At 41.1% G+C, this 23,447-nt stretch carries 22 protein-coding genes; 17 read left to right on the top strand and 5 right to left on the bottom strand.

Translation table 11 applies throughout. The features are described from left to right. Window positions 1–3: 3 nt before the first annotated feature. Window positions 4–993 (bottom strand): dihydroxyacetone kinase subunit DhaK, encoded by a 990-nt coding sequence (gene dhaK / locus J5M87_RS08630; protein WP_154607465.1) that lies wholly within the window; start codon window positions 991–993, stop codon window positions 4–6. A 270-nt stretch (window positions 994–1,263) separates the two neighbouring features. Here dhaK and dhaS point away from each other — a divergent pair, with 270 nt between their 5' ends. From dhaS to J5M87_RS08575, 11 genes are all read left to right on the top strand, one after another. Next, window positions 1,264–1,818 carry a dihydroxyacetone kinase transcriptional activator DhaS gene (gene dhaS, locus J5M87_RS08625; protein ID WP_154607464.1) on the top strand — a complete coding sequence of 185 codons (555 nt, stop codon included), beginning with the start codon at window positions 1,264–1,266 and terminating at the stop codon, window positions 1,816–1,818. Continuing rightward, entirely contained in the window at window positions 1,819–2,808 is a 990-nt protein-coding gene (gene dhaQ, locus J5M87_RS08620; protein WP_154607463.1) for a DhaKLM operon coactivator DhaQ, read from the top strand. It begins immediately after the preceding gene. Window positions 2,809–2,997: 189 nt separating this feature from the next. Further along, complete coding sequence (locus J5M87_RS08615; protein ID WP_154607462.1) at window positions 2,998–3,234, top strand: hypothetical protein; 237 nt, start codon at window positions 2,998–3,000, stop codon at window positions 3,232–3,234. Continuing rightward, window positions 3,224–3,451: a hypothetical protein gene (locus J5M87_RS08610; RefSeq protein WP_154607461.1), complete on the top strand. Its 228-nt coding sequence runs from the start codon at window positions 3,224–3,226 to the stop codon at window positions 3,449–3,451. Before J5M87_RS08615 ends, J5M87_RS08610 begins: the two co-directional genes overlap by 11 nt. A 55-nt stretch (window positions 3,452–3,506) precedes the next feature. Continuing rightward, on the top strand, window positions 3,507–3,731 hold the full coding sequence (locus J5M87_RS08605) for a hypothetical protein (protein ID WP_154607460.1): 225 nt from the start codon (window positions 3,507–3,509) through the stop codon (window positions 3,729–3,731). Between the two features lie 42 nt (window positions 3,732–3,773). After that, entirely contained in the window at window positions 3,774–3,920 is a 147-nt protein-coding gene (locus J5M87_RS08600; protein WP_154607459.1) for a hypothetical protein, read from the top strand. Window positions 3,921–4,954: 1,034 nt separating this feature from the next. Continuing rightward, complete coding sequence (locus tag J5M87_RS08595) at window positions 4,955–5,647, top strand: hypothetical protein (RefSeq protein WP_181351432.1); 693 nt, start codon at window positions 4,955–4,957, stop codon at window positions 5,645–5,647. Beyond that, window positions 5,644–6,450 (top strand): Nmad3 family putative nucleotide modification protein, encoded by an 807-nt coding sequence (locus tag J5M87_RS08590; RefSeq protein ID WP_154607458.1) that lies wholly within the window; start codon window positions 5,644–5,646, stop codon window positions 6,448–6,450. Before J5M87_RS08595 ends, J5M87_RS08590 begins: the two co-directional genes overlap by 4 nt. A 15-nt stretch (window positions 6,451–6,465) precedes the next feature. Further along, window positions 6,466–7,416 carry a helix-turn-helix transcriptional regulator gene (locus tag J5M87_RS08585; protein WP_154607457.1) on the top strand — a complete coding sequence of 317 codons (951 nt, stop codon included), beginning with the start codon at window positions 6,466–6,468 and terminating at the stop codon, window positions 7,414–7,416. Between the two features lie 78 nt (window positions 7,417–7,494). Further along, window positions 7,495–7,683 (top strand): hypothetical protein, encoded by a 189-nt coding sequence (locus J5M87_RS08580; RefSeq protein ID WP_154607456.1) that lies wholly within the window; start codon window positions 7,495–7,497, stop codon window positions 7,681–7,683. A 33-nt stretch (window positions 7,684–7,716) separates the two neighbouring features. Further along, the gene (locus J5M87_RS08575; protein ID WP_154607455.1) at window positions 7,717–12,111 is read left to right on the top strand and encodes a PolC-type DNA polymerase III; all 4,395 of its coding nucleotides are present in this window, start codon (window positions 7,717–7,719) and stop codon (window positions 12,109–12,111) included. A gap of 101 nt (window positions 12,112–12,212) precedes the next feature. Here J5M87_RS08575 and J5M87_RS08570 read toward each other — a convergent pair whose 3' ends face one another. Together J5M87_RS08570 and J5M87_RS08565 are read right to left on the bottom strand one after the other, a co-directional pair. Then, window positions 12,213–13,727 (bottom strand): ABC transporter permease/substrate-binding protein, encoded by a 1,515-nt coding sequence (locus tag J5M87_RS08570; RefSeq protein WP_154607454.1) that lies wholly within the window; start codon window positions 13,725–13,727, stop codon window positions 12,213–12,215. A gap of 9 nt (window positions 13,728–13,736) precedes the next feature. Then, the gene (locus J5M87_RS08565; RefSeq protein WP_154607453.1) at window positions 13,737–14,453 is read right to left on the bottom strand and encodes an ABC transporter ATP-binding protein; all 717 of its coding nucleotides are present in this window, start codon (window positions 14,451–14,453) and stop codon (window positions 13,737–13,739) included. Window positions 14,454–14,711: 258 nt separating this feature from the next. Between J5M87_RS08565 and J5M87_RS08560 the strand changes: the two genes are divergently transcribed. The 3 genes from J5M87_RS08560 to J5M87_RS08550 all read left to right on the top strand — a co-directional run bounded on the left by J5M87_RS08560 (window position 14,712) and on the right by J5M87_RS08550 (window position 18,105). Further along, a complete protein-coding gene (locus tag J5M87_RS08560) occupies window positions 14,712–15,953 on the top strand; it encodes an aminopeptidase (protein WP_154607452.1) in 1,242 nt (413 codons plus the stop codon). A gap of 41 nt (window positions 15,954–15,994) precedes the next feature. Then, on the top strand, window positions 15,995–16,225 hold the full coding sequence (locus tag J5M87_RS08555) for a GlsB/YeaQ/YmgE family stress response membrane protein (RefSeq protein WP_154607451.1): 231 nt from the start codon (window positions 15,995–15,997) through the stop codon (window positions 16,223–16,225). 128 nt (window positions 16,226–16,353) lie between these two features. Then, a complete protein-coding gene (locus tag J5M87_RS08550) occupies window positions 16,354–18,105 on the top strand; it encodes an IS1182 family transposase (RefSeq protein WP_208769389.1) in 1,752 nt (583 codons plus the stop codon). Here J5M87_RS08550 and J5M87_RS08545 read toward each other — a convergent pair. Then, window positions 18,039–18,506, bottom strand: a complete 468-nt coding sequence (locus J5M87_RS08545; protein WP_154608865.1) for an SP_0198 family lipoprotein — start codon at window positions 18,504–18,506, stop codon at window positions 18,039–18,041. The two genes, J5M87_RS08550 and J5M87_RS08545, sit on opposite strands and share 67 nt — an antisense overlap. Window positions 18,507–18,639: 133 nt before the next feature. Further along, the gene (gene def, locus J5M87_RS08540) at window positions 18,640–19,254 is read right to left on the bottom strand and encodes a peptide deformylase (protein ID WP_154608866.1); all 615 of its coding nucleotides are present in this window, start codon (window positions 19,252–19,254) and stop codon (window positions 18,640–18,642) included. 117 nt (window positions 19,255–19,371) lie between these two features. On the opposite strand from def, the gene J5M87_RS08535 reads away from it, so the two are divergent. From J5M87_RS08535 to J5M87_RS08525, 3 genes are all read left to right on the top strand, one after another. Then, window positions 19,372–20,532: an MFS transporter gene (locus J5M87_RS08535; RefSeq protein ID WP_154608867.1), complete on the top strand. Its 1,161-nt coding sequence runs from the start codon at window positions 19,372–19,374 to the stop codon at window positions 20,530–20,532. Then, a complete protein-coding gene (locus J5M87_RS08530) occupies window positions 20,519–21,247 on the top strand; it encodes a pseudouridine synthase (protein ID WP_154608868.1) in 729 nt (242 codons plus the stop codon). Before J5M87_RS08535 ends, J5M87_RS08530 begins: the two co-directional genes overlap by 14 nt. Before the next feature lie 386 nt (window positions 21,248–21,633). Next, window positions 21,634–23,385: a SpaH/EbpB family LPXTG-anchored major pilin gene (locus J5M87_RS08525; protein WP_160463296.1), complete on the top strand. Its 1,752-nt coding sequence runs from the start codon at window positions 21,634–21,636 to the stop codon at window positions 23,383–23,385. Window positions 23,386–23,447 lie beyond the last annotated feature (62 nt).

Raw genomic sequence — 23,447 nt, 5'->3', positions numbered from 1 at the left:
CCTTTACCAAGCTGGGGTTTCAACTGCTGCCTCTAAAGCCTCCAACCAGCTGCTATCTTCTAATTGAATGAGGGTGAGGGATAGTCCTGCCATATCGATTGATGTCATATAGTTTCCAATCTTATGGTAGACCACTTCAATTTGCTTACTCTCTAAGAGTTGTGCGACGTCGTTAGCAAAAACATACTGTTCCATGAGTGGTGTAGCCCCGAGACCGTTGATAAGAAGACCATATTTCTCGCCTGCTGTGGCTTCAAAATCTTGGAGTAATTTAGCAACTAACTCTTCAGCCAAGTCTTTAGACGGTTGGAGTTTTTCTTTCTTATAGCCCGGTTCACCGTGGATACCAACACCGTATTCAAATTCATCTTCTTCTAGGACAAAACCTGGTTTTCCAACTTCAGGGACAGTAGCTCCTGAAAGGGCTAGTCCAATAGTTTTAATCTGCGGAACAAGTTTATCTGCTAATTCTTTGATTTCAGCGAGGGATTTTCCTGTTTCAGCAGCATGGCCAAGAATCTTATGGACTAAAATCGTACCAGCAACACCGCGACGACCTTGTGTATAGAGGCTGTTTTCGACTGCAATATCATCATCCACGACGACACTTGCAACTTCAATGCCTTCCATTTCAGCCAATTCCTGTGCCATTTCGAAGTTCATAATGTCACCAGAATAGTTTTTGATGACCATAAAGACGCCTGCCCCTTCGTCAGCTGCCTTGATAGCTTCTAAGATCTGATCTGGTGTTGGCGAAGTAAAGACAGCTCCACAGACAGCAGCTGATAGCATACCACGTCCAACAAAACCTGCGTGAGACGGCTCGTGACCAGAACCTCCACCTGAGATGAGTCCAACTTTTCCACGTTTTTCAGCTTTCCGAACGATGACGTCATAGCCGTCTAAGCGCTCAACCAATTGCCCATGCATAAAGACAAGACCTTGGAGCATTTCATCGACAACGTGCTCTGGCTGATTGATAATTTTTTTCATGAGTATTCCTCCTAATGAATATGAGTCATAAGAAGAGATTTGCCCTAGGAAGGTGGATGTTCGAAAGAGGCAATCTATTTCTATGATGACAGTGATGATTACGCTTACAGTATACTGGATTTTAAGGAAAAAAGAAAGGGACAAAATAGGCTGTCTGTCCCTTTGGATTTTTGGAAAAATATGGTAAGGTAGAGATAGAATGACTGGAGGATGTTGATAGAGTATCAATCTGTTTTTCGGTTGAATGGAAGGGTAAGAAAAGAGTAAGGCATGGGAACATCTCTGATTACAAAAAAGCGGATTGCAAAGGCCTTTAAACAGCAACTGGCCCAAAAGAGCTTTGATAAACTATCGGTTGTGGATATTATGCAGGAAGCCAACATGCGGCGCCAGACATTTTATAATTATTTTTTGGATAAGTATGAACTGCTGGACTGGATTTTTGAAACGGAGTTACAGGAGCAGGTCACCGATAATCTCAACTATATCAGTGGTTTGACCCTGCTCGATGAATTGCTTTACTATATTGAACAAAATCAGTCCTTCTATGTTCAGCTGTTTGAAATCAAAGGCCAAAATGCTTTTGTTGCTTACTTGGACGGCTATTGTCAGATTTTACTAGAGAAGATTCTTCGAGAGGTGCAAAGTCAGGAGCGTGTGAACCTAGAGGACAACTATGTGCAATTCTTAGTCTCATATCATGCGGGGGCCCTGCTCTCCTTGATTGAGCAGGGAATTCGACAGTGTCCATGTAGACTTTGTGAGCACTATCCTTATTTGGTGCAAGTGGTCACAAGGTCAGTTAGAGAAGGAAAGGGGAAGTAAATGGTTGCCATTATCAATCAAGCTCATCACGTTATTTCTCAATATATAGATGGTTTCTTGCTAACTCATCCCGAACTTGAGCGGCTAGATCAAGAGCCTATTATTGCTTTGAGGGAGCAAGAAAAGACTTGTGTTCCTTTGATTTCGGGTGGTGGTGCTGGTCATGAACCCATGCATCTAGGCTTTGTAGGACAAGGGATGCTGACAGCGGCAGTTTATGGCGAAGTTTTTATTCCACCAACTGCTAATCAAATCTTACGTGCGATTCGGCATGTGAATAAAGGAAGCGGCGTTTTTGTTATCGTTAAAAATTTTGAAGCAGATCTACTAGCTTTTCAAACGGCTATTCATCAAGCTCGTCAAGAAGGTATTCCAATTAAGTATATTGTGTCCCATGATGACATTTCTGTTGACACCAAAAAGAATTTTCAAAAGCGACATAGAGGACTAGCAGGAACCATTTTACTGCATAAGATTGTAGGGGCAGCGGCCCAGTCAGGCCTGTCCTTGGATGATTTAGAACAGCTGGCTTTAGCCTTGTCAACAGAGATTGCGACGATTGGTTTTGCAAGGAAATCAGCACGTTTTCCTCAAGCAGCACACCCTTTATTTGAGCTAGAAGAAGGGCAAATTTCGTATGGTATCGGTATTCATGGTGAAGAAGGCTATCGGACGGTTCCCTTTGAATCATCAGAGCAATTAGCTAATGAAATTGTCAACAAGTTAAAACTGCGTTTCCGTTGGCAGGAGGGGGAAGAGTTTATCCTCTTGGTGAATAATTTAGGGACGATTTCCGAGTTAGAACAAGGTGTTTTTCTGAATGATATTTGCCAATTATTGGATTTGGAAGGTTTGCGACTTTCCTTTATCAAGGCAGGACGATTTGCGACCAGTTTAGACATGGCAGGGCTGTCTGTCACCCTTTGCCGTGTCAAAGACCCTGTCTGGCTTGCGTATTTACAGGAAAAAACCACCGCACCAGCTTGGTAGAGTGGTTAGAAAGGTTGAGTGTGAGGTGTAGCGTGGGATTTTAAGTAAAGGAATTGTGTCTGCAATAGGGAATCAGCTTCATGTTACAGTTGTAAAGTATGATAGTTTTGGTAGCTTCTCCCAAAAATGTATCGGTGACAGAGTTTCTGTCGTCCTTAATCCTGATAATAAGAATATTGTTTTCAGTTCATGCGACAAGTTCCAAGAAGCGCAAAAAATACGGAGCTTTACCATGCTGAACAGCATTTTAGAGGAGAAATTGATACAAATAACCGCAAAAGTATCCTAGAAGCTGAAATTGCAGCTCAGAAATACCTATTATCCGTTACAGATAAATATCACATTCCAAAATCCGAAGTGAGACAAACTCAAAAGGCTTTAAAGACCTATCTAAAAGAATTGGAGGAACTAGAAAATGAAAAATAAGGTCATTTCAACTTTTCCGCTGAAAGCAGTCGGCTTACTTTCTGTTACTGTGGAAAATCCAGATTTTAGTCAATCCAAACCGAATGAACCTGTCACAATTGGAGGAAAGAATTATATTTTCCACAACATTGTAATGGGGCGAGGTATTCAAAAGTTAGATACGTTTACTGTGGAATATACAGAAGATAATTTGTTAGAAAAGCAAGTTGTATTTTAAGAACTTTAAGCACTTAGTCGTCTAGGTGCTTTTCTTGTAGTCAAAAGGAGAAAACATGGAACAAGAGCAATATGGATTAACGCTGTTTTTATCGGATGGCAAAACGCTCCACTTTGAGCAGGTGGAGGACTTGGTGTTTTACACTGATTTAGAAATAATGACTTTTACCTACTTCGGTAAGTCATTCGGAAAACGTCGAGAAGCTCAATTTAGCTACGCTAAACTTCTTGGTTTTAGTATGGATGATGGAATGGATTATGGAAAAGTCGTTCTGAAATGAGAGGATTTAGATTATGAATAAACGTATGAAAAAGGAGTATCTATGCCAGCTCTTGAAAAGAGAGTGGCAGAACTAGAACGCAAAAACGCAGAGTTACTAGCTCGGCAGATCTTGCTTGAAGCGGTGCAGAAGCTGATTGTTAGTCGTGTCGATAGTCTATTTGTTGCATCGTTCTTGCCTATGTTCTAAGTCTTTCATTTTTGGTAAAAATTTCTTGCCTGTGTTTCCAGTTTTGCATTTTTTCGTCGAAAAATACTTCCCTCTGTTCCAAGTTTAGCTGTCTTTTATGAAAAATTGTTTTCTATGCTTCCAGTTTCGCTTTTTTTGTTGCAACCTTCTTGCCTGTGTTCTAAGTCTTTCATTTTTGATAAAAATTTCTTCCCTGTGTTTCCAGTTTTGCATTTTTTTGTCGAAAAATACTTCCCTCTGTTCCAAGTTTAGCTGTCTTTTATGAAAAATAGTTTTTTTATGCTTCCAGTTTCGCTTTTTTTGTTGTAACTTTCTTGCCTGTGTTCTAAGTCTTGCATTTTTTTGTTGTAACTTTCTTGCCTCTGCTCCCAGTTTAGCTGTCTTTTATAAAAAATTGTTTTCGGTCTTGGATTTTTTATCGAATTGAGTTGATTGACTGCTAATCCGTGTGATTATTGGTAAAAAAGCAGCGGAAGTCATTTCCGATGTTCACTTCAATTAATTGCTTGAAAATTTTGATGTAGATGAAATAACTGCTCAATTCCAAATACAAGAAATAGGAGTAGTTGTTCTTGAGATAGTAAATAATAAGAAAAGGCTGATAACTATGACAGAAAAAAAAGGTTATCAGCCTTTTTTGAATGCATACTTATAAAAAATGGCGAAACTTTTTAATAATAGATACCAAACCAAGAAATAAGGACAGATAGCGTCCACGAGGCCTGATATACTAAGCATATCAGGTATTGTATTATCATACAATACCTGATATACTAAGCATATCAGGTATTGTATTATCATACAATACCATAAACTAATAGAAAGGAGAGAGTCTCATGACAGAGTGGTATGTTGTAGATCAGTTTGGTAATACGATTGCAGGTCCATTTTTTGATAAGCAAGCTGCGGAAATGTATGCCAAAGGTCATCCACATTTTTCTGTAGTTGCAAAGTAGACTTCTGAAATAAATCGGCTTAGCACCAACTGTTCAGTATATTGCAAAAGCTGGAATAAGGCTATGTAAGGAGAAGTGATGGAAAAGGAAGTTATTATTTATTGCTACCGTATGACGCATGATTATGGTATCAACCCTTGTGTCTTTACGCAACATTATCAAGCTACCCCTGATTTGCTGACGGAAGGTGGCTGTATGAAAGCCATTCGTCTGAATGTCAATAAGCATTGGGTTCATAAGATTCGAAACGGCGAGGTAGATGCTTATATGATGGCAGTTGCTGGTTATTCAGATGATTGCGGAAGGAAGTGTGATGAGGAAGGAAAAGGTTTTATTACCCCTCATCGGAATCGTTTAGTATTTGTAGCTAAGATTTGTGATGTCATTTCCAGAGGAGAGTATCTGGCATCAGATTTATCTAAAAATAGACGAGATGCTTATACTTATCATTGGGAAATGGATCGATATGACCTATGGGATTCTAAGGTTTTACAGGAGCCGATGATACTTTCTAAACAGTTTCGCTATTTCGGTCGCTCTGCTGTTGAATTACCCCAAGAGATTGTTGAATTGTTTCCTTCAGGAAGCCGAGCAATGTTAAGTGGAAAACGTTTTCCAAGATGGAATGCTAAGAACGGATTTTACCATTCAACAGAACGTCCGCAAGAAACGGCAGAATTAGTGCAAGTGATTCAGCAGTTATTTAGTTCAATGGAAAGTGTTAAGGATTTACCTTATTATACTATAGAAATAAAGGAGAGTAGAGGATGAAAGTGATTTTATCAAGAAAAGGATTTGATAGCTCCAATGGTAAATTACCGAGTCCTATCTTACCAGATGGAACGCTCTTATCTTTTCCTATTCCAGCCAAAATGGATATCCTAACCTTTGATGATTTACAGTATGAAGGTGTGAGTTATGCAGATATTTTAAAACAGTTGAGTGGTGGGGATCGAAAAGAACATCATTTTAACTGTCACTTAGATCCAGATATTCGGGCAAATGTGCGGTGTAAGCCTGTTGCGAATTGGCAAGCTGGTTTTGGTCAGATAAATGCTGCTCAAGGCTTATTACGAAATCAAGGAGTGGGAGTAGGAGATTTATTTCTATTCTTTGGTTGGTTTAGACAGACTGAAGGGAATCTTTTTGCAGGTACTCTCCGCTATAAAACGGGTTCGCCTGATCTTAATATCATCTATGGCTATTTACAAGTAGGTGAGGTTGTTAATCAAAAAGAAAGAATTCAAGAGCAATATAGTTTTCATCCCCATGCTCTTGAGGAACGAGCTAGTCAGTCTACAAATGTTTTATATCTACCTAAAGAAAAACTTGATTTTCATACTGAACGCAAAGGATATGGGGTGTTTGATTATGCTGAAAATCGAGTTTTAACAAAAGATGGAGCAACTAGAAGTATTTGGAAAGAGATTCCAGCCTTATTTCCAGAGAATATGTGTGGAAATCATAAAAATTCCGCTAAGGATGGAGGGATTTCTTACACAGGTATATGGCAAGAAAAAGTATTAAAGGAAACTCTCTTATCCGAATCGTGGGCCAAATCTTTATTTCAATGATAGAGGAATAATGAGATGAATGATGTTGAACGACTTTTTGATATTTTTTTCCGTCTACAAGCTGGCGAGTATCTCAGCAAAAAGCAACTAGCTTTCGACTATCACGTTAGTGAAAAGACTGCTCAGAGAGATTTTTCGCTTTTGACGTATATTCTCGAATGTCATTCAAATCAGGGGATATCCTTAGCGTATCATCAAGCAACTCATCAGCGTTATTTACAAAAGGCCAATCGTTTTGGGAAACCAGATATATTGGTTTTAATCAAAATTCTTCTTGAGAGTCGCTCCTTAAATCGTAATGAAACGCAGAAACTGGTAGAGAGTCTACTCAATTTATTGGACAAAGAGGGGCAAAAAGAAGTAAGGCAAATTGTCAACAGTGAGTGGCTAAACTATAGTGGTCCATATTGTCAGGTAGATAAAATTGAAACAATTTGGTTGCTGTCAACAGCTATTCGTGAACAGAAAGTTCTTACGATTCGTTATCGATTGCCTGAGGCTACAAAAGTGAAAAACTATGACGTCTTGCCTATCTCTATCTTTTTTGACTTATTTTATTTCTATGTTGTTGTATATCATTCGAAGTATGAAGAATATATAACCTTGCGAGTTGACCGTATTCAACAACTGTCTTATTCTTCTGTAAAAGTTCCCAAGTTAGAGTATAGTAACCGTTATCGAGATGGGGATGTTCGTTCTTTTAAGGTAGATGCTTCTGAAGGGGAGATGATCCGTATGCGGCTAGAGTTTTCTTCTTACCTAGATGTGGTGTTTGATCAATTTCCTAAAGCAAAACTGATACAAAAAGAAGGGAATAGAGCAATTTTTGAGATTGAGTGCCAGTGGACCTGGGGACTGGAAAAATGGCTGAGGGGGCAGGGAGCTCATCTAAAAATTCTAGCTCCTCAAAAGTTACGAGATTCGTTTGCATGCGAATTGGAAAAAATGAGAAGTTATTATCAATAAGCAAATGAATGGACGCTATCTGTCCATTCATTTTTATATACTAGGATTAAGTTAAATGGTTAAAGGAGGATGCGATCAATGACTAATAGAACGATTTCATATAGGGATGAGGCTGGGAATCTTATTTCGGCTGCGGATATTTGGACGGTTGAAAAGTTAGAGGAGCTTTTTACTCAGCTTAATCCTAAGCGATTAGAACGAAGGAAGGACTTGACGAAGACAAAAGATGGCCAGGAACTTTTCGAAAAATCAGGGAACTTGTGGTAAAATAGAGGGAATAGAAAGACAAGGGATAAGAGAATGACAGATACCTTTCAATTGCTATTAAATCAAATTGGTCTACCGCTTGAGTTGAAAGAATCAAGCGCCTTTTCAGGTGCCAAGATTGAGCAGGTCTTGGTGCATAAAAAGAGCAAGGTCTGGGACTTTACCTTTCGATTTGCCCAACCCCTGCCCTTGCCTCATTATCAATTGTTTAAGGCCAAGCTTCTCAATGAGTTTCAAAAAACAGGCAATCAGGCTCGTTTTCGCTTGGTCACCGATCAAGAAAGTTTGGAACCAGCCTTAGTGCAGGATTACTACCAAGAAGCCTTTACTGAGGAGTTGTGTCAAAGTGCGGGATTTCGCTCGATTTTTCAATCCTTGCCTGTCGAGTTTCGTGACGGTGTTTTGTGGATAAAAGGTCCAGCTTCTGTAGATACCCCGCATTTCAGAAAGAATCATTTGCCGAATTTGGTAGAGCAATTCGCTCGATTTGGCTTTGGGAAAGTGGCGGTTGACATTCAAGTATGTGAGGAAATGACCAAGGCCCAAGTTGAGGAATTTCATGCTCAGAATGAAGAACTCCTTCAAAAAGCGAGTCAGGAAACCCTAGAAGCCATGGAGCAACTAGCTAAAATGGCACCTCCACCAGAAGCCAGTCCCCAACCGAGTTTTCAAGATTTTAAAAAGCAGGCACCGCGTAAGGTCAGTCTTGACAAATCAGAGATTACACCGATGATTGAGATTGATACGGAGGAAAACCGTATCGTCTTTGAAGGTCTAGTCTTTGATGTGGAACAGCGAACAACGCGGACAGGGCGTGTTATCATCAATTTCAAGATGACAGACTATACTTCTTCTTTTTCTATGCAAAAATGGGTCAAAAATGAAGAAGAAGCACAGAAATTTGATATGGTGAAAAAGGGTAATTGGCTTCGTGTACGAGGCAATATCGAAACCAATAATTTCACGCGTGACCTGACCATGAATGTCCAAGAAGTTCAGGAAGTCAAGCACGAAATTCGTAAGGATCTGATGCCAGATGATCAAAAGCGAATTGAGTTTCATGCCCATACCAATATGTCAACCATGGATGCCCTTCCTCCAGTTGAGGACTTGATTGCGCGTGCTGCTAAGTGGGGGCATAAGGCCATTGCGATTACCGATCATGGGAATGTTCAGTCCTTCCCTCATGGGTATCATGCAGCTCGTAAGGCGGGAATCAAGGCTCTCTTTGGTATGGAAGCCAATATTGTAGAAGATCGTGTTCCTATCGTCTACAATGAAGCAGAGCTGTCCTTGTCTGATGCAACCTACGTGGTCTTTGACGTGGAAACAACAGGTCTTTCTGCGGTCTACAATAGCCTGATTCAGATAGCGGCTTCTAAGATGCACAAGGGAAATGTCATCGCTGAATTTGATGAATTTATCAATCCCGGTCATCCACTGAGCCAGTTTACGACGGATCTAACAGGAATTACTGATGAACATGTCAGAAACAGTAAGCCGCTGGAACAGGTCTTGCAGGAATTTCAAGCCTTTTGTGAGGGTTCTGTACTGGTTGCCCACAATGCGACCTTTGACGTTGGCTTTATGGATGTCAATTACGAGCGATCAGGCTTGCCCACTATTAGCCAGCCTGTCATCGATACCTTGGAATTTGCCCGCAATCTCTATCCAGAATACAAACGGCATGGTCTAGGTCCCTTGACCAAGCGTTTTGGTGTGGCACTCGAACACCACCACATGGCCAATTACGATGCGGAAGCAACGGGTCGCCTGCTCTTTATCTTCTTAAAAGATGCTCTTGAAAAACATGGTATTAGCCAATTAAGTCAGTTAAATACGGAATTGATTGCGGAAGATTCCTATAAAAAAGCCCGTGTCAAACATGCGACAATTTATGTGACCAATCAAGTTGGCTTAAAAAACATCTTCAAGCTCGTATCCCTCTCCAACACCAAGTATTTTGAAGGTGTACCACGGATTCCGCGGACAGTCTTAAATGAACACCGTGAGGGATTGCTACTGGGAACTGCCTGTCAAGAGGGTGAGGTTTTTGATGAATTACTATCAAAAGGAATCGATGAAGCCGTTAAGGTAGCTAAGTATTATGATTTCATTGAGGTGATGCCCCCTGCCCTTTATGCCCCTATGATTGCCAAGGAGCAATTCAAGAATATGGCAGAAATAGAAGCTGTCATTCAAAAACTCATTGAAGTTGGTCGTAGGGCAAATCTGCCTGTTCTTGCAACAGGAAATGTTCACTATATTGACCCAGAAGAAGAGATTTACCGTGAGATTATCGTGCGCTCCTTGGGACAAGGAGCCATGATTAACCGGACCATTGGTCATGGAGAAAATGCCCAGCCAGCTCCTCTACCAAAAGCCCATTTCCGCACGACAAATGAAATGTTGGATGAATTTGCCTTTTTAGGTGAAGAATTGGCACGTGAAATCGTCATTACCAATCCCAATGCTATGTTAGAGCGTTTTGAAGAAGTTGAAGTGGTCAAAAAAGATCTCTATACTCCTTATTTGGAAAAGGCTGAGGAACGAGTAGCGGAATTGACCTATCAAAAAGCCTTTGAATTATACGGTAATCCCTTACCGGATATTATTGACTTGCGGATTGAAAAAGAATTAACGTCTATCTTGGGAAATGGTTTTGCCGTGATTTACCTAGCTTCTCAGATGTTGGTAAGACGGTCGAATGACCGAGGTTATTTGGTCGGTTCACGGGGGTCTGTTGGTTCTAGCTTTGTAGCAACCATGATTGGCATTACCGAGGTCAATCCTATGCCCCCTCACTATGTCTGTCCAAACTGTCAGCACAGCGAATTTATCACAGATGGTTCTTATGGTTCTGGTTTTGATATGCCAGACAAGGACTGTCCAGAGTGTGGTCACAAATACGCCAAAGACGGGCAGGATATTCCCTTTGAAACCTTCCTGGGCTTTGATGGGGATAAGGTACCTGATATTGACTTGAACTTCTCAGGAGACGATCAGCCAGATGCCCATTTGGATGTTCGAGATATTTTCGGTGACCAATACGCCTTTCGGGCTGGAACGGTTGGTACCGTTGCTGCTAAAACAGCCTACGGTTATGTGCGGGGGTATGAGCGAGACTATGGCAAATTCTACCGCGATGTAGAAGTGGAACGCTTGGCTGCGGGTGCTGCTGGGGTGAAACGAACGACAGGTCAGCACCCAGGAGGGATCGTTGTTATTCCAAATTATATGGATGTCTATGATTTTACGCCTGTCCAATATCCTGCGGATGACTTGACCGCAAGCTGGCAGACAACCCACTTTAACTTCCATGATATTGATGAAAACGTCTTGAAGCTCGATGTACTGGGACACGATGACCCAACCATGATTCGGAAACTTCAAGACCTGTCAGGAATTGATCCGCAAACTATTCCGGCAGATGATAAGGGAGTGATGGCCCTCTTTTCCGGCACCGAAGTGATAGGAGTAACACCAGAACAAATTGGCACGCCGACTGGTATGCTAGGGATTCCTGAATTTGGAACTAACTTTGTTCGTGGTATGGTGGAAGAAACGCATCCGACAACCTTTTCAGAACTCTTGCAATTATCTGGTCTATCACATGGAACAGACGTATGGCTAGGGAATGCTCAAGATTTGATTAAGTCTGGTATTGCAGATCTATCAACCGTTATCGGTTGTCGGGACGACATCATGGTCTACCTTATGCACGCAGGACTTCCTCCGAAAATGGCCTTTAACATTATGGAGCGGGTGCGTAAGGGAGCCTGGCTCAAAATTTCCGAGGAGGAGCGCAATGGCTATATCCAAGCCATGAAAGATAACAATGTTCCAGATTGGTACATTGAATCTTGTGGAAAAATCAAGTACATGTTCCCTAAAGCCCATGCGGCAGCCTATGTTATGATGGCGCTTCGTGTCGCCTACTTTAAGGTGCATCATCCGATTTATTATTACTGTGCTTATTTTTCGATTCGGGCCAAGGCCTTTGATCTTGCTACCATGTCTGGTGGTTTAGACCGTGTCAAGGCAAAAATGGACGAAATCGCAGCGAAGAAGAAAAACAATGAAGCAAGTAACGTAGAACAAGACCTCTTTACCACACTGGAAATTGTCAATGAAATGTTGGAGCGTGGCTTCAAATTTGGGAAATTAGACCTGTATCGATCGGATGCGGTCGAATTCCAAATCGAAGGCGATACTTTGATTCCGCCCTTTGTTGCCATGGATGGTCTCGGAGAAAGTGTTGCTCGCCAAGTCGTTAAGGCGCGTGAGGAGGGAGAATTTCTATCCAAGACTGAATTACGCAAACGTGGAGGACTGTCTGCGACCCTTGTTGACAAACTGGATGAAATGGGAATCTTAGGCAATATGCCAGAAGATAACCAGTTGAGTTTATTTGATGAATTATTTTAAGTAGTGAAAAACCATTTTGGGAAAGGCCCAAAATGGTTTTTGTATGCTTGTTTTGTAATGGAAAATGCTGAATAGTTGGGGTAGCTGTTGTTTGACAAGCATTAGTTTCCAATCAGTTGATGTTCTTTGAGATAATCCTTTGCGACCTGGCTAGGGGATTTGCCTTCGACATTGACTTGGTAGTTCATGTCTTGCATTTCTTCTTCTGTGATGGTACCAGCCAGCTGATTGAGAATTCCTTCTAGTTGTGGATATTTTTTTAGTGTTTCTTGGCGGATGAGAGGCGCTCCCTGATAAGGAGGGAAGAGCTGCTGGTCATCCTTGAGCGTCTTGAGATGATATTCTTGCAGTTCACTATCTGTCGAATAGGCATCAATCAGTTGAACATTGCCGTTGTCAATGGCCTTATAGCGCAGGGCGGGTTCGAGTGTCTTCACTTGGAGATGGAGCTTGTAACGGTCTTTCAAGCCATTTCCTCCGTCTTCACGATCGTTAAATTCCAAGCTAAAGCCGGCAGTAGCAGTCGATTGAACTTTTGCGAGGTCGGAAATCGTTTCAAGTCCATGTTCTTTAGCATATTCTTCTTTGACGGCAAGAGCATAGGTGTTTTGATAGCGCATAGGCTTGAGATAGACTAGCTTGTCTTGTTCAAAAATACCTTTTCGTGCTGCTTGGTAGACTTCTTCTGGATTGTTGGAGATGCTCGGTGGCTGTTTCAGTAAGGTGGAAGTAACAGTTCCTGTAAATTCTGGATAAAGATCAATCTGTCCAGTCTTCAAGGCTTCATAGACAAAGGTAGTTTTACCAAAATTGGGTTTCACTTCGACGGTAATATCTGTCTGGTCTTCAATCAATTCCTTGTACATATTGAGCAAAATTTCAGGTTCAGATCCTAATTTCCCAGCAATGACAATCTTATCCTGCATCATCATAGACATCGGAAGAAGAGAAAGGGAGCTAATGCCTAGTAGGGCTACAAAGGAGATGAAAATGGTCTTGAGACTGCGTTTTTCAACTAAGCCAATCAAGAAATGAAAGAGGAGAGCAAGCAGGGCTGAGCTAATGGCTCCGATGAGAATGAGGGAACTATTGTTGCGATCAATCCCCAATAAGATGAAAGAGCCTAATCCCCCTGCTCCAATCAGAGCAGCCAGAGTCGCTGTTCCGATAATGAGAACGGTCGCTGTTCGAATACCAGATAGAATGACAGGAGCTGCTAAGGCGATTTCGAATTTTTTTAATTTTTCCCAACGATTCATCCCAAAGGCTGTAGCAGCTTCTTGGAGAGATGGATCAATCTCATGGAGTCCTGTGATGGTATTTTGCAGAATAGGAAAAATAGCATAGACAATCAGGGTCAAAATGGCAGGAACTTTGCCAATCCCAAAGATGGGGATGAGTAGGCCTAAAATGGCTAGTGAGGGAATGGTCTGCAAGACGCCTGTAAATTGTAGGAGAAGATTGGCCATATGTTCACGTTTTGAAACGAGAATAGCCAGTGGAATAGCGATTAAAATTGCAGATGCTACTGCCACAAAGGAGATTTGCAAATGCTCCCCAAGAGCCAACAACCAGTCTTCTTTTCGGTCTAAAAATGTTTGAATCAAATCGTTCATCATCGTCTCCTATACCTGAAAGAAATCAGCCACAAACTGAGTAGCAGGAGCTGCTTGAATTCGCTCCGGTGTGTCGAGCTGTAGAATGCTTCCCTGATCCATAATGGCAATTCGATCGCCTAATTTAATCGCTTCTGTCATATCATGGGTCACAAAAATCATGGTCATTTGAAATTCATGCTGAATTTTTTTGACTAAGTCTTGCAATTGCTCCCGTGAAATCGGATCAAGGGCGCTAAATGGCTCATCGAGAAGCAAAACTTTAGGGCGAGCAATAATGGCTCGTAAAATACCAATTCGCTGCTGTTCTCCACCAGAGAGTTCGCTGGGCATACGGTGGAGATACTCTGCAGGAGGAAGTCCGACTAAGTCGAGTAATTCCTTGGTTCGAATGTCAATGTCTTTTTTAGACCATTTTTTCATCTCAGGGATAAGGGCAATGTTTTCAGCCACTGAAAGATTGGGGAAAAGAGCGATTTGCTGTAAGACATAGCCAGTTGATAGGCGTAATTCTCGTAAATCATACTCTTTGAGGCGCTTGCCGTCCAAGTAAATATCGCCTTCGTCTGGCTCAATCAAGCGGTTGAGCATTTTCAGTGTTGTTGTTTTTCCACTACCACTTGCGCCGACCAAGACAAAGAATTCTCCATCGAAAATGGTGAAGGCCTGGTCTTTTAAGACATACTTGCCCTTAAATTGTTTGCTGACCTGTCTAAATTCAATCATGAGATACCTGACTTTCTTGCTAGAATAGGAATGCTGTTCACATAAATGGTTGCTATTATCACAGAATCTTAGTAGAGGTAGAGTAAGATGAAATGCCTGCCTATAATAGCTAAGTTTTTCTTAACTAGTATAGCGCAGGGCGGAAAGATATTCAAAAATCCTGTTTGAAACATAGAAAAAACATAGATGGTAGTCGAAAATATCGCCAGATAATAAAATATGATACAATAGAAAGTAGCTTATTAAAAGGAGAATCGTATGGTATTACCAAATTTTAAAGAAAACTTGGCCAAATATGCTAAGTTACTTGTTTCAACTGGAATCAACGTGCAACCTGGTCATACAGTTGCCTTGACTATTAGTGTCGATCAAGCTGAATTAGCGCGGTTGATTGTCAAAGAAGCCTATGCCAAAGGAGCTGTTGAAGTCCTTGTCAATTGGCAAGATGATGTGATTTTGCGTGAGCGCTATGTGAATGTACCAATTGAGCGCTTAGAAACAATTTCTGAGCAACGGATTGCGGAGATGAACTACATTTTGGATCATAAGGCTAGCCGTTTGGTCGTCTTATCTGACGATCCAGGTGCTTTAGATGGTGTTGATCCAGAGAAGCTATCTCGTGCGACACGCGCAGCAAGTATTGCCTTAAATCCAATGCGTCAAGCAACTCAGGCTAACAAAATTAGCTGGACCTTGGGGGCGGCAGCAGGTCTAGAATGGGCGAAAAAAGTCTTTCCAGATGCTACAAGTGATGAGGAAGCTGTGGACTTGTTGTGGGATCAAATCTTTAAAACCTGTCGTGTTTATGCCGATGATCCGGTAGCTGCATGGAAAGAGCATGAAGAACGTCTTGTTGCCAAAGCAGCGATTTTGAACAAAGAACAATTTGTCAAACTCCACTATACTGCACCAGGAACAGATTTGACACTTGGTATGCCAAAAAATCATTTGTGGGAAGCGGCAGGCTCTATCAATGCTCAGGGCGAACACTTTATTGCCAATATGCCGACAGAAGAAGTCTTTACAGCTCCTGACTACCGTGTAGCAGATGGCTATGTGACCTCAACCAAACCACTCAGCTATAATGGAAATATCATTGAAGGCATCAAAGTAACCTTTAAAGATGGTGAAATTGTCGATATTACAGCTGAAAAAGGTGACGAAGTCATGAAGAAATTAGTCTTTGACAATGCGGGTGCTCGTGGTCTCGGTGAAGTGGCCCTTGTACCAGATCAAAGTCCAATCTCTCAATCAGGTGTAACCTTCTTTAATACCCTCTTTGATGAAAATGCTTCAAACCATTTGGCCATTGGGTCAGCCTATGCTTTTAGTATCGAAGGTGGTGTGGATATGACCAATGATGAATTAAAAGCCGCAGGTCTTAACCGTTCAGATGTCCATGTGGACTTCATGATTGGTTCAAACAAGATGAACATTGACGGGATTCGTGAAGATGGTACAGTTGTTCCAATCTTCCGTGATGGTGAATGGGCGATTTAATTCTCCTTGAAAATCAATATAGGAATAGGGGGTGAACAGACATGATTGGCAGTTTATTCGTTGGCTTTATCGTAGCGATGATTGCTGCAGCGATTACCAACCGTGGTGAAAAAATGGGCTGTATTGGAAAGATTCTTTTGGGGCTTGCCGGTGCCTGGGTTGGTCAACTCCTCTTTGGAGATTGGGGGCCTCAAATCGCAGATACAGCTATCATTCCCTCCGTTTTAGGAGCCGTTATTCTCCTAGCTATTTTTTGGGAGCGAGGAAGTTAAGCAAAAGAAGCTGGGCAAAAACTAGCTGCTCATATACAAAAAACGAGCAATTCCAATTAGGAGTTGCTCGTTTTCCATTTCATGCTTTATAATTATAATAACCACAAAACAACTAGAAAGGCATGAAAATGTATAAACAGTATAACACAAATCAGCTTAGTTTGGAATTAAATATTGCTTGGGACTTACCTGCTACACATGAGGCACGTCTGATTAGTCAGTTTGTGGATACTATTCCTCAATCCGTTCTCCTAGAAGAAACTTCCCACACAGGTCGTCCTGCCTTTCATCCAGCTATGTTGCTCAAAATGACCCTGTTCGCCTATGCTCGCCAAGTTTTCTCTGGTAGAAAAATCGTCCAAATGAATGAGGAAGTCATTCCTATGAAATGGCTGAGTCAGGATACCTACGTCTGTTATCGAACCATAAATAGTTTTCGGGCCTCTACACACGCCAACCAGCTTATCAAAACTGCTTTCATCTACTTCACTCTCCTCCTCAGAGAGAATGGATTGATTGAAGATAAAGCTCTCTTCATTGACGGGACTAAGGTAGAAGCTGATGCCAACAAGTATTCCTTCACGTGGAAAAAGGCCGTTGAGCGCTATGAAGATGCCTTGAATGGAAACATTTCTGCTCTCTATGACAAGCTAGTCCAAGAAGGGGTGAATACTGCCTTGTCCAAGGAAGAATGTCTCACTAGCGAAGGACTAAACCAACTCCTACAAGAGACCGAACAAGTACTAGATGAGTTGGAAAATGCTATCTCACAAGAGCCTAAAGTCATTAAAGGTGGATCGGCCAACAGACAGAAACGAAGAAGAATTAAGAAACTCAAGAGAAAATTGAAAGAGGATTTTCTTGTTCGGAAACAAAAGTACGAACGAGATAAACAGATTTTACAAGAGCGAAATTCCTATTCTAAAACAGATCCTGATGCGACGTTTATGAGGATGAAAGAGGATCATATGAGGAATGGTCAGCTCAAACCTGCTTACAACCTTCAACTTGGTACAAATAGCCAGTTTGCCTTAGCTTACGGATTGTATCCGAATCCAACTGACACTCGTACACTCAAACCTTTTCTTCAATCCATCCAAACCTTAGAACTCTTTCAACACATTGTCGCGGATGCAGGTTATGGTAGTGAAGAAAATTACAGCTTTATCGTTGATAATCTGGAGAAAACGCCCCTAATTCCCTACGGAACATATCAGAAAGAGCAGAAGAAAAGCTACAAGAAGAGTGATGCCAATCCTGAAAACTGGACTTACCTAGAAGATTCTGACCAGTGGATAAAACCAGATGGAGTTGTCTACTCGTTTAAGAATTATTCACGAAGAACGGAAAAGTATGGATTTGAGAAAGATAGTAAGATTTACGAAGCTGATCCTGTACAAGCTAGTGAAGAGTTAGACCAATTAGCACGGACAGAGAAAGGAAACCTCAAACAAATTCAGTATAATCCTACGTGGAACTATTTCAAGAACTTAGTCAAAGAGGAATTGACAAGTAAAGAGGGAGCCCGCATTTATGCCAAACGCAAGGTGGATGTCGAACCTGTATTTGGTAGGATGAAGGGTGTTTTTGGCGTACGCAGAGTGCATGTCAGAGGTCAAAAAGTGGTTGAAACTGAGATAGGATTCCTCCTAATGAGCATGAATCTCACGAAATTGGCTAAGAAATTAGTCCAATATAATAGAGACAAAAATAAAAACACAAATAGTTCGACTGGATTTCATCAAAATCAACTTGAATCTATCTGTGTTTTTTATTTACTGGCTAGTTTTTGCCCAGCCTCTTTCTTATCTTCTTATTGCTTGGTCAAGACAATTTTATCATTAAAGTCATCTTCACTGATGTCTTCAATGGTTAATTGATTTCCTTCTAAGAAGTAGCGTTCTGTATCATCACCAATGATAATGCGTTGGTTGGTTGGGTCGATCGTAACGTTTTTGATTTCTTGTTCTCCATCAGGTTCTACCTGTGTCCAAGTTCCAGTCGTTCCTGTGATGACAAGAGTTACTTGATCTTCTTCGTCATTTCCCTTGTAGGTACCGTCCAAATTGCTTGTTTGAGCAGGAGTAGTTGGGGCAGCAGGAGTAGTAGGAGAAGCATTGGTAGAACTGCTATCTGTTGCAGATGATGGAGAAGTCATGACTTCTGAGCTAGGAGTCGTTGAACTAGCTGGAGTAGCTTGATTGGTTGGAGTTGAGCAAGCTACAAGGACAAGTCCAAGAGCTGTCACAGTTGCAAATGAAAATAATTTTGTAAATTTCATGGGTATCTTCCTTTCAATTTATCGTTCTATTATACTGATTCTTCCTATAATCGGCAAGATTTTTGCTTATAAGAAATCAGATACACAATGAGTTGAGCATAGAAAAAAGACAGATTTTCCGCCTTTTTTCAGATTACTCGATGACCAACATGCCTTCTTTGATGGCAAACGGATGTTCTGGATTAATCCGATCATAGAACATGATACCGTTGATATGGTCAATTTCATGTTGGACAACAATGGCGTTAAAGCCTTTGAGTTTAATACGGTGTTTTTCGCCATTTTTATCCATATATTCTACAGTCACTCGTGCATGACGGACGACATAGCCAGGGACCTCGCGGTCAACAGACAGACAGCCTTCACCACCTTCCATAGCAGCTTCCTGAATCGAATGCGAAACGATTTTAGGATTATACATGATTTCTGCTAGGGCATAGGCCTCAGCTGGTGGATTTCCTTCTTCATCTTCTGGATTTGGGACAAGGACTGCAATGATTCGTTTTGAAATATCAATCTGTGGTGCTGCGAGTCCAACTCCGCCACGGAGTTTCAATTTTTCTGCCATAACAGGATCCTGTGAATGCTTGAGGAATTGGAGCATTTTTTCACCCAAAATCACTTCTTGATCAGACAAGGGGAATTGGACTTCTTCAGCAACTTTGCGTAAGGTTGGGTGCCCCTCGCGGATAATATCATCCATATCAATTAAATGGCTAGCCTTCGTTAATCGTTCAAGTACAGACATAGATTTCTCCTTCTAGTTTCTAAAGACTAGTATAGCATGAATTGAAAGAGAAATAAAGACGGTGCAGGATGGACAAGAATTTGCTATACTGGTTGAAAGAGAAAATGAGGAAAAATAGTGAAAGTATTTCTTGAAAAAATCAGTGTTCTAGCCTTATCATCCATGCTCGTTTCCGCCTTTTCGGTCTCGTCTGCTTTGCCCTCCATGCTTGACTATTTTCACAGCTATCCAGCTGAACAAGTCGAGTTGCTCATTTCAACGCCGTCCTTTTTTGTTTTGCTGGTATTGGTCTTGAATCGGCAACTTAATTGGTTGTTAAATGAAAGACAGATGATTGTCACTGGACTTCTTATGATGAGTATGGCTGGCATGTTGCCACAGGTGCTTCAAGGCTATGGTTTCGTGTTCCTATCGCGGATATTTTTGGGGATGGGAATCGGTCTCATCAATGCTAAGGCGATTTCGATGATTAGCGAGAGGTACGAAGGAACGGAGCGCATTCAAATGCTGGGGTTTCGCGGCTCATCAGAGGTGGTTGGCTCTGCCTTTTTAACTATGCTAGTGGGGCAGTTGATTAAGTTTAAGTGGACCTACGCCTTTACTATTTATAGTTTTGCCTTGTTGGTGCTCCTTTTCTATCTTTTCTTTGTGCCAAATCAGATAAAATCAAGGCAGGATCAAGTACAGTTAGGAGAAAGACTCCCCGTCAGATTTCGGTATGAATCGGCTCGTCTAGCTCTGTTTGCAGGTTGGAATGTTTGTATTAGTTCTTGTATCAGCTTACGCGTGCCCCTAATGGTCACTCAAGGCAGTCTAGGAACAGCTTCGGCTGCGAGTGTTATTTTAGGACTTTATCAAATAGTAGGAATCGTTTCAGGCTTGGTTTTTGCGCCACTTTTGAGGCGATTTGGCTCTCGTCTATTAGGTCTTTCCTATCTTGCCTTGGGCTTGTCCAGTTTGGGAATTGCCTTTTCTTCTGATTTATCTGTTCTTGCTATTGCTGTTTTAGGAGCTGGTTTTGTCAATAGTGTTCTTATGACTGCTATTTTTCATCAATTGGCAGAGGAAATGCCAGCACCATTATTAAACAGTGCAACAGCCGTTGTTTTGATTGGTTGCAATTTAGGTGGTGCCCTATCTCCTTATGTTTTAAAAGGAATTGGTTTGATAGGTGAGAGCTATAGCCTTATTTTCAGTTTGTTTGCCATTAGCTGTCTTGTTTTTGCAATTTTTGCTATTAGGATGAAGAATAGGAGAAAATTTGATGCGGTTGGATAAATTTTTAGTAGAATGTGGTCTTGGTTCGCGGACAGAGGTTAAAAAACTCCTCAAGTCAGGCAAGGTCATGGTCAATCAAGTCGTCGAAAAATCAGCGAAAACCCATATTGATGAAGTGCAGGATGAAATCAGCTATCAAGGACACGTGTTGACCTATGAAAAATTTGTTTACTATATCTTAAATAAGCCAAAAGGTGTTATTTCAGCAACCGAAGATCCGAAACACAGGACAGTTCTGGATTTGCTAGATGAGACTGCCCGGCAAAAAGAAGTCTTTCCAGTCGGAAGACTGGACATTGACACTCATGGTCTCCTGCTTTTGACCAATAATGGTGCTTTGGCGCATGAGATGTTGTCTCCGAAAAAACATGTGGACAAGGTCTATCGGGCTGAGGTCGCAGGAATTATGACAGAAGAAGATCGTCACCGTTTTGCCCAGGGGATAGAATTAAAAGAATTTATTTGCCAACCAGCTGACTTAGAAATAGTAGCGATTGATGAAAACAGGCAAACTTCACTGGTCCACATTCGTATCGCAGAAGGCAAGTTCCACCAAGTCAAACGGATGGTTGCAGCCTGTGGGAAAGAAGTGACAGACCTAGAGCGCATCAGCATGGGGCCTTTGGTTTTAGGAGATGAGCTAGATTTAGGAGCCCATCGCAGATTGACCGCCGCTGAAGAGGAAGCCTTGGCTGTATTTGGGGTGGAAGTATGACCTAGGGGATGTAAAAATCCTCTATTTTTTTGCAATTGCATTTTAACAGTATATAAATGTATGAATCAATATCTAGTTGTTAAATGAGATTAAAATACTTTCTACAACAGCATATATTGTAGGAATAGAAAAAATACAGAGCAATTTGTCAAAAACAGCTTTTCTGCTATAGCTTTTTAAAACTGGCAAGCTTTAAACTCCTTGGTTTAAAGGAGTTTAGCTCTTGTAAAAAATAAAATGTGTATGAAACAATGCAATAGAATCAGAAAATTTAGATTATTTTAAGAATATAAAAATATGCACAAAAATACTTGACAAAATCTTCGGGGGGGGGGGGTATTATATAAGGGTCTTCATATTTGATAAAAAGAAAAAGGAGATTTAACGTGAAGAAACAAAAACAACTTATCCATTTAGGTGTGTTGGCTGTGCTATTAGGTGGTGTTGTTGCCCCCTTGGCACAACCATTCTCACCTGTAACTTCAGTAGCAGCTGAAGGACCGATTACTACAAAAGAGATTCCTGCGACAACTAAGATTAATATCTACAAGTTGCGTGCGGATTCGTATAGCAAATTGATTGAAAATAGGGACGGCCAAAAATTATCAGCTGAGGCACTGAAAGAATTGGGGACAAATGTTACACCATTAAAAGGTGTTACATTTAAGTGGTACAAGATTACTGATGGTGCTACAGATGATATGCTTCGCAAGATGACGAAGGAAGAGTTGGATGTTAAATATACGAAAAATGGTTCAACTGGAGTAACTGACAGTGAAGGTCTTACCTCTTTCTCTGTTAGCAAAGAAGATAATGGTACCTATTGGGTAATTGAGGAATCGGCACCTGCTACAGTGTCAAGTGCTTATGCAGTACCGTTTAGAATTAGTTTTCCAATGGGGACTTCAGATGGTTCAGGTTATCTGAGTGAAGTGAACGTTTATCCAAAGAACGTTGAATCTAGTTTCCCAGTACCAGATAAGGATGTTGAGTCTGTTGGTCAAAATGAAGGAAGTTACAACATTGGAGATGCCATCAATTTCCACCTAAAAGGAACGATTCCTAAAAATATTCATAACTACTCTAAATATCAATTTGATGACACTCTTGATCCACAATTAGACTATGAAGGTATTGGAGATGTTAAAGTTGGAACAAAAATATTAACTGTAAATGAACATTACACAGTTGATTGGAGTGCAGATACACGTACAGTAAAAGTTTCTTTGACAGAAGCTGGTTTGAAGTGGGTATCTGATAATGTTCCAGTAGCTAATCGTGGACAACAGCAAGACAATGCCGCTTTAGACAAAGCAGAGAATACAGATGCAGCGCCATACATTGATGTAACCTTGAAGGCAAAAATCAACGACAAGGCTGTACTTGGTAAGCCAATTGCCAATAAGACACAAATTGAATTCAATAATAGGGGTGGTAATCATGGTGAGGAATTGACTCCACCACCAGGAGAAGATACTCCACCACCAGGAACTCCAGGAGTGCCGCCAACAACACCTCCAGCACCTCCGGGAGAAGATACTCCACCACCAACACCGCCAACTCCACCGGTTTATGTTTACACGGGTGGTAAGAAATTTGTCAAAGTCGGTGAAAAAGAGACTGATAAACTAGCAGGTGCTGAATTTAAGTTGTATGATAACAAAGAAGCAGTTGAAGCGATGAAGTGGACAGCTGGCTTACTTGCTGCTAATAAAGACGCTATTGCTACTGGTAAATTTGTTAATGCTACAGAAGGCAAAGAAATTATCTTGAAATCTGCAACAGATGGTAGCTTTGAAATCAAAGGATTAAAATATGATCCTATAGGAACAACTGGTGAACTTGCAACAGCAGGTAATGGTTCTAAGAAATACTACTTGCAAGAAATAAAAGCTCCTGCTGGTTACGTTGTCCTAGCAGATAGAATTGAATTTGAAGTCAACCAAACTTCATACAACAAAACACCAACGACAATTGAATCTAATACAGGTGATGCAGATCCTCAAAATGTTAAAAATAACAAACGTCCAAACATCCCACATACAGGTGGCATCGGTACGATTATCTTCGTAGTAAGCGGTCTTGCATTGATGGGTCTTGCGTTGTTCGGATTGAAAAAAGATAAAAAACATAGCTAATTTCTCGTAAAGAATGAAGATATGGAGATAAGAAGAGCAGGTGCTTGGCACCTGTTTTCTTA

Origin of the sequence: Streptococcus sp. zg-86 (assembly GCF_017639855.1) — a bacterium.
Classification (GTDB): domain Bacteria; phylum Bacillota; class Bacilli; order Lactobacillales; family Streptococcaceae; genus Streptococcus; species Streptococcus zhangguiae.
Note: the sequence above shows the minus strand (reverse complement) of the source record. Positions and strands in the feature narration are given on the sequence as shown.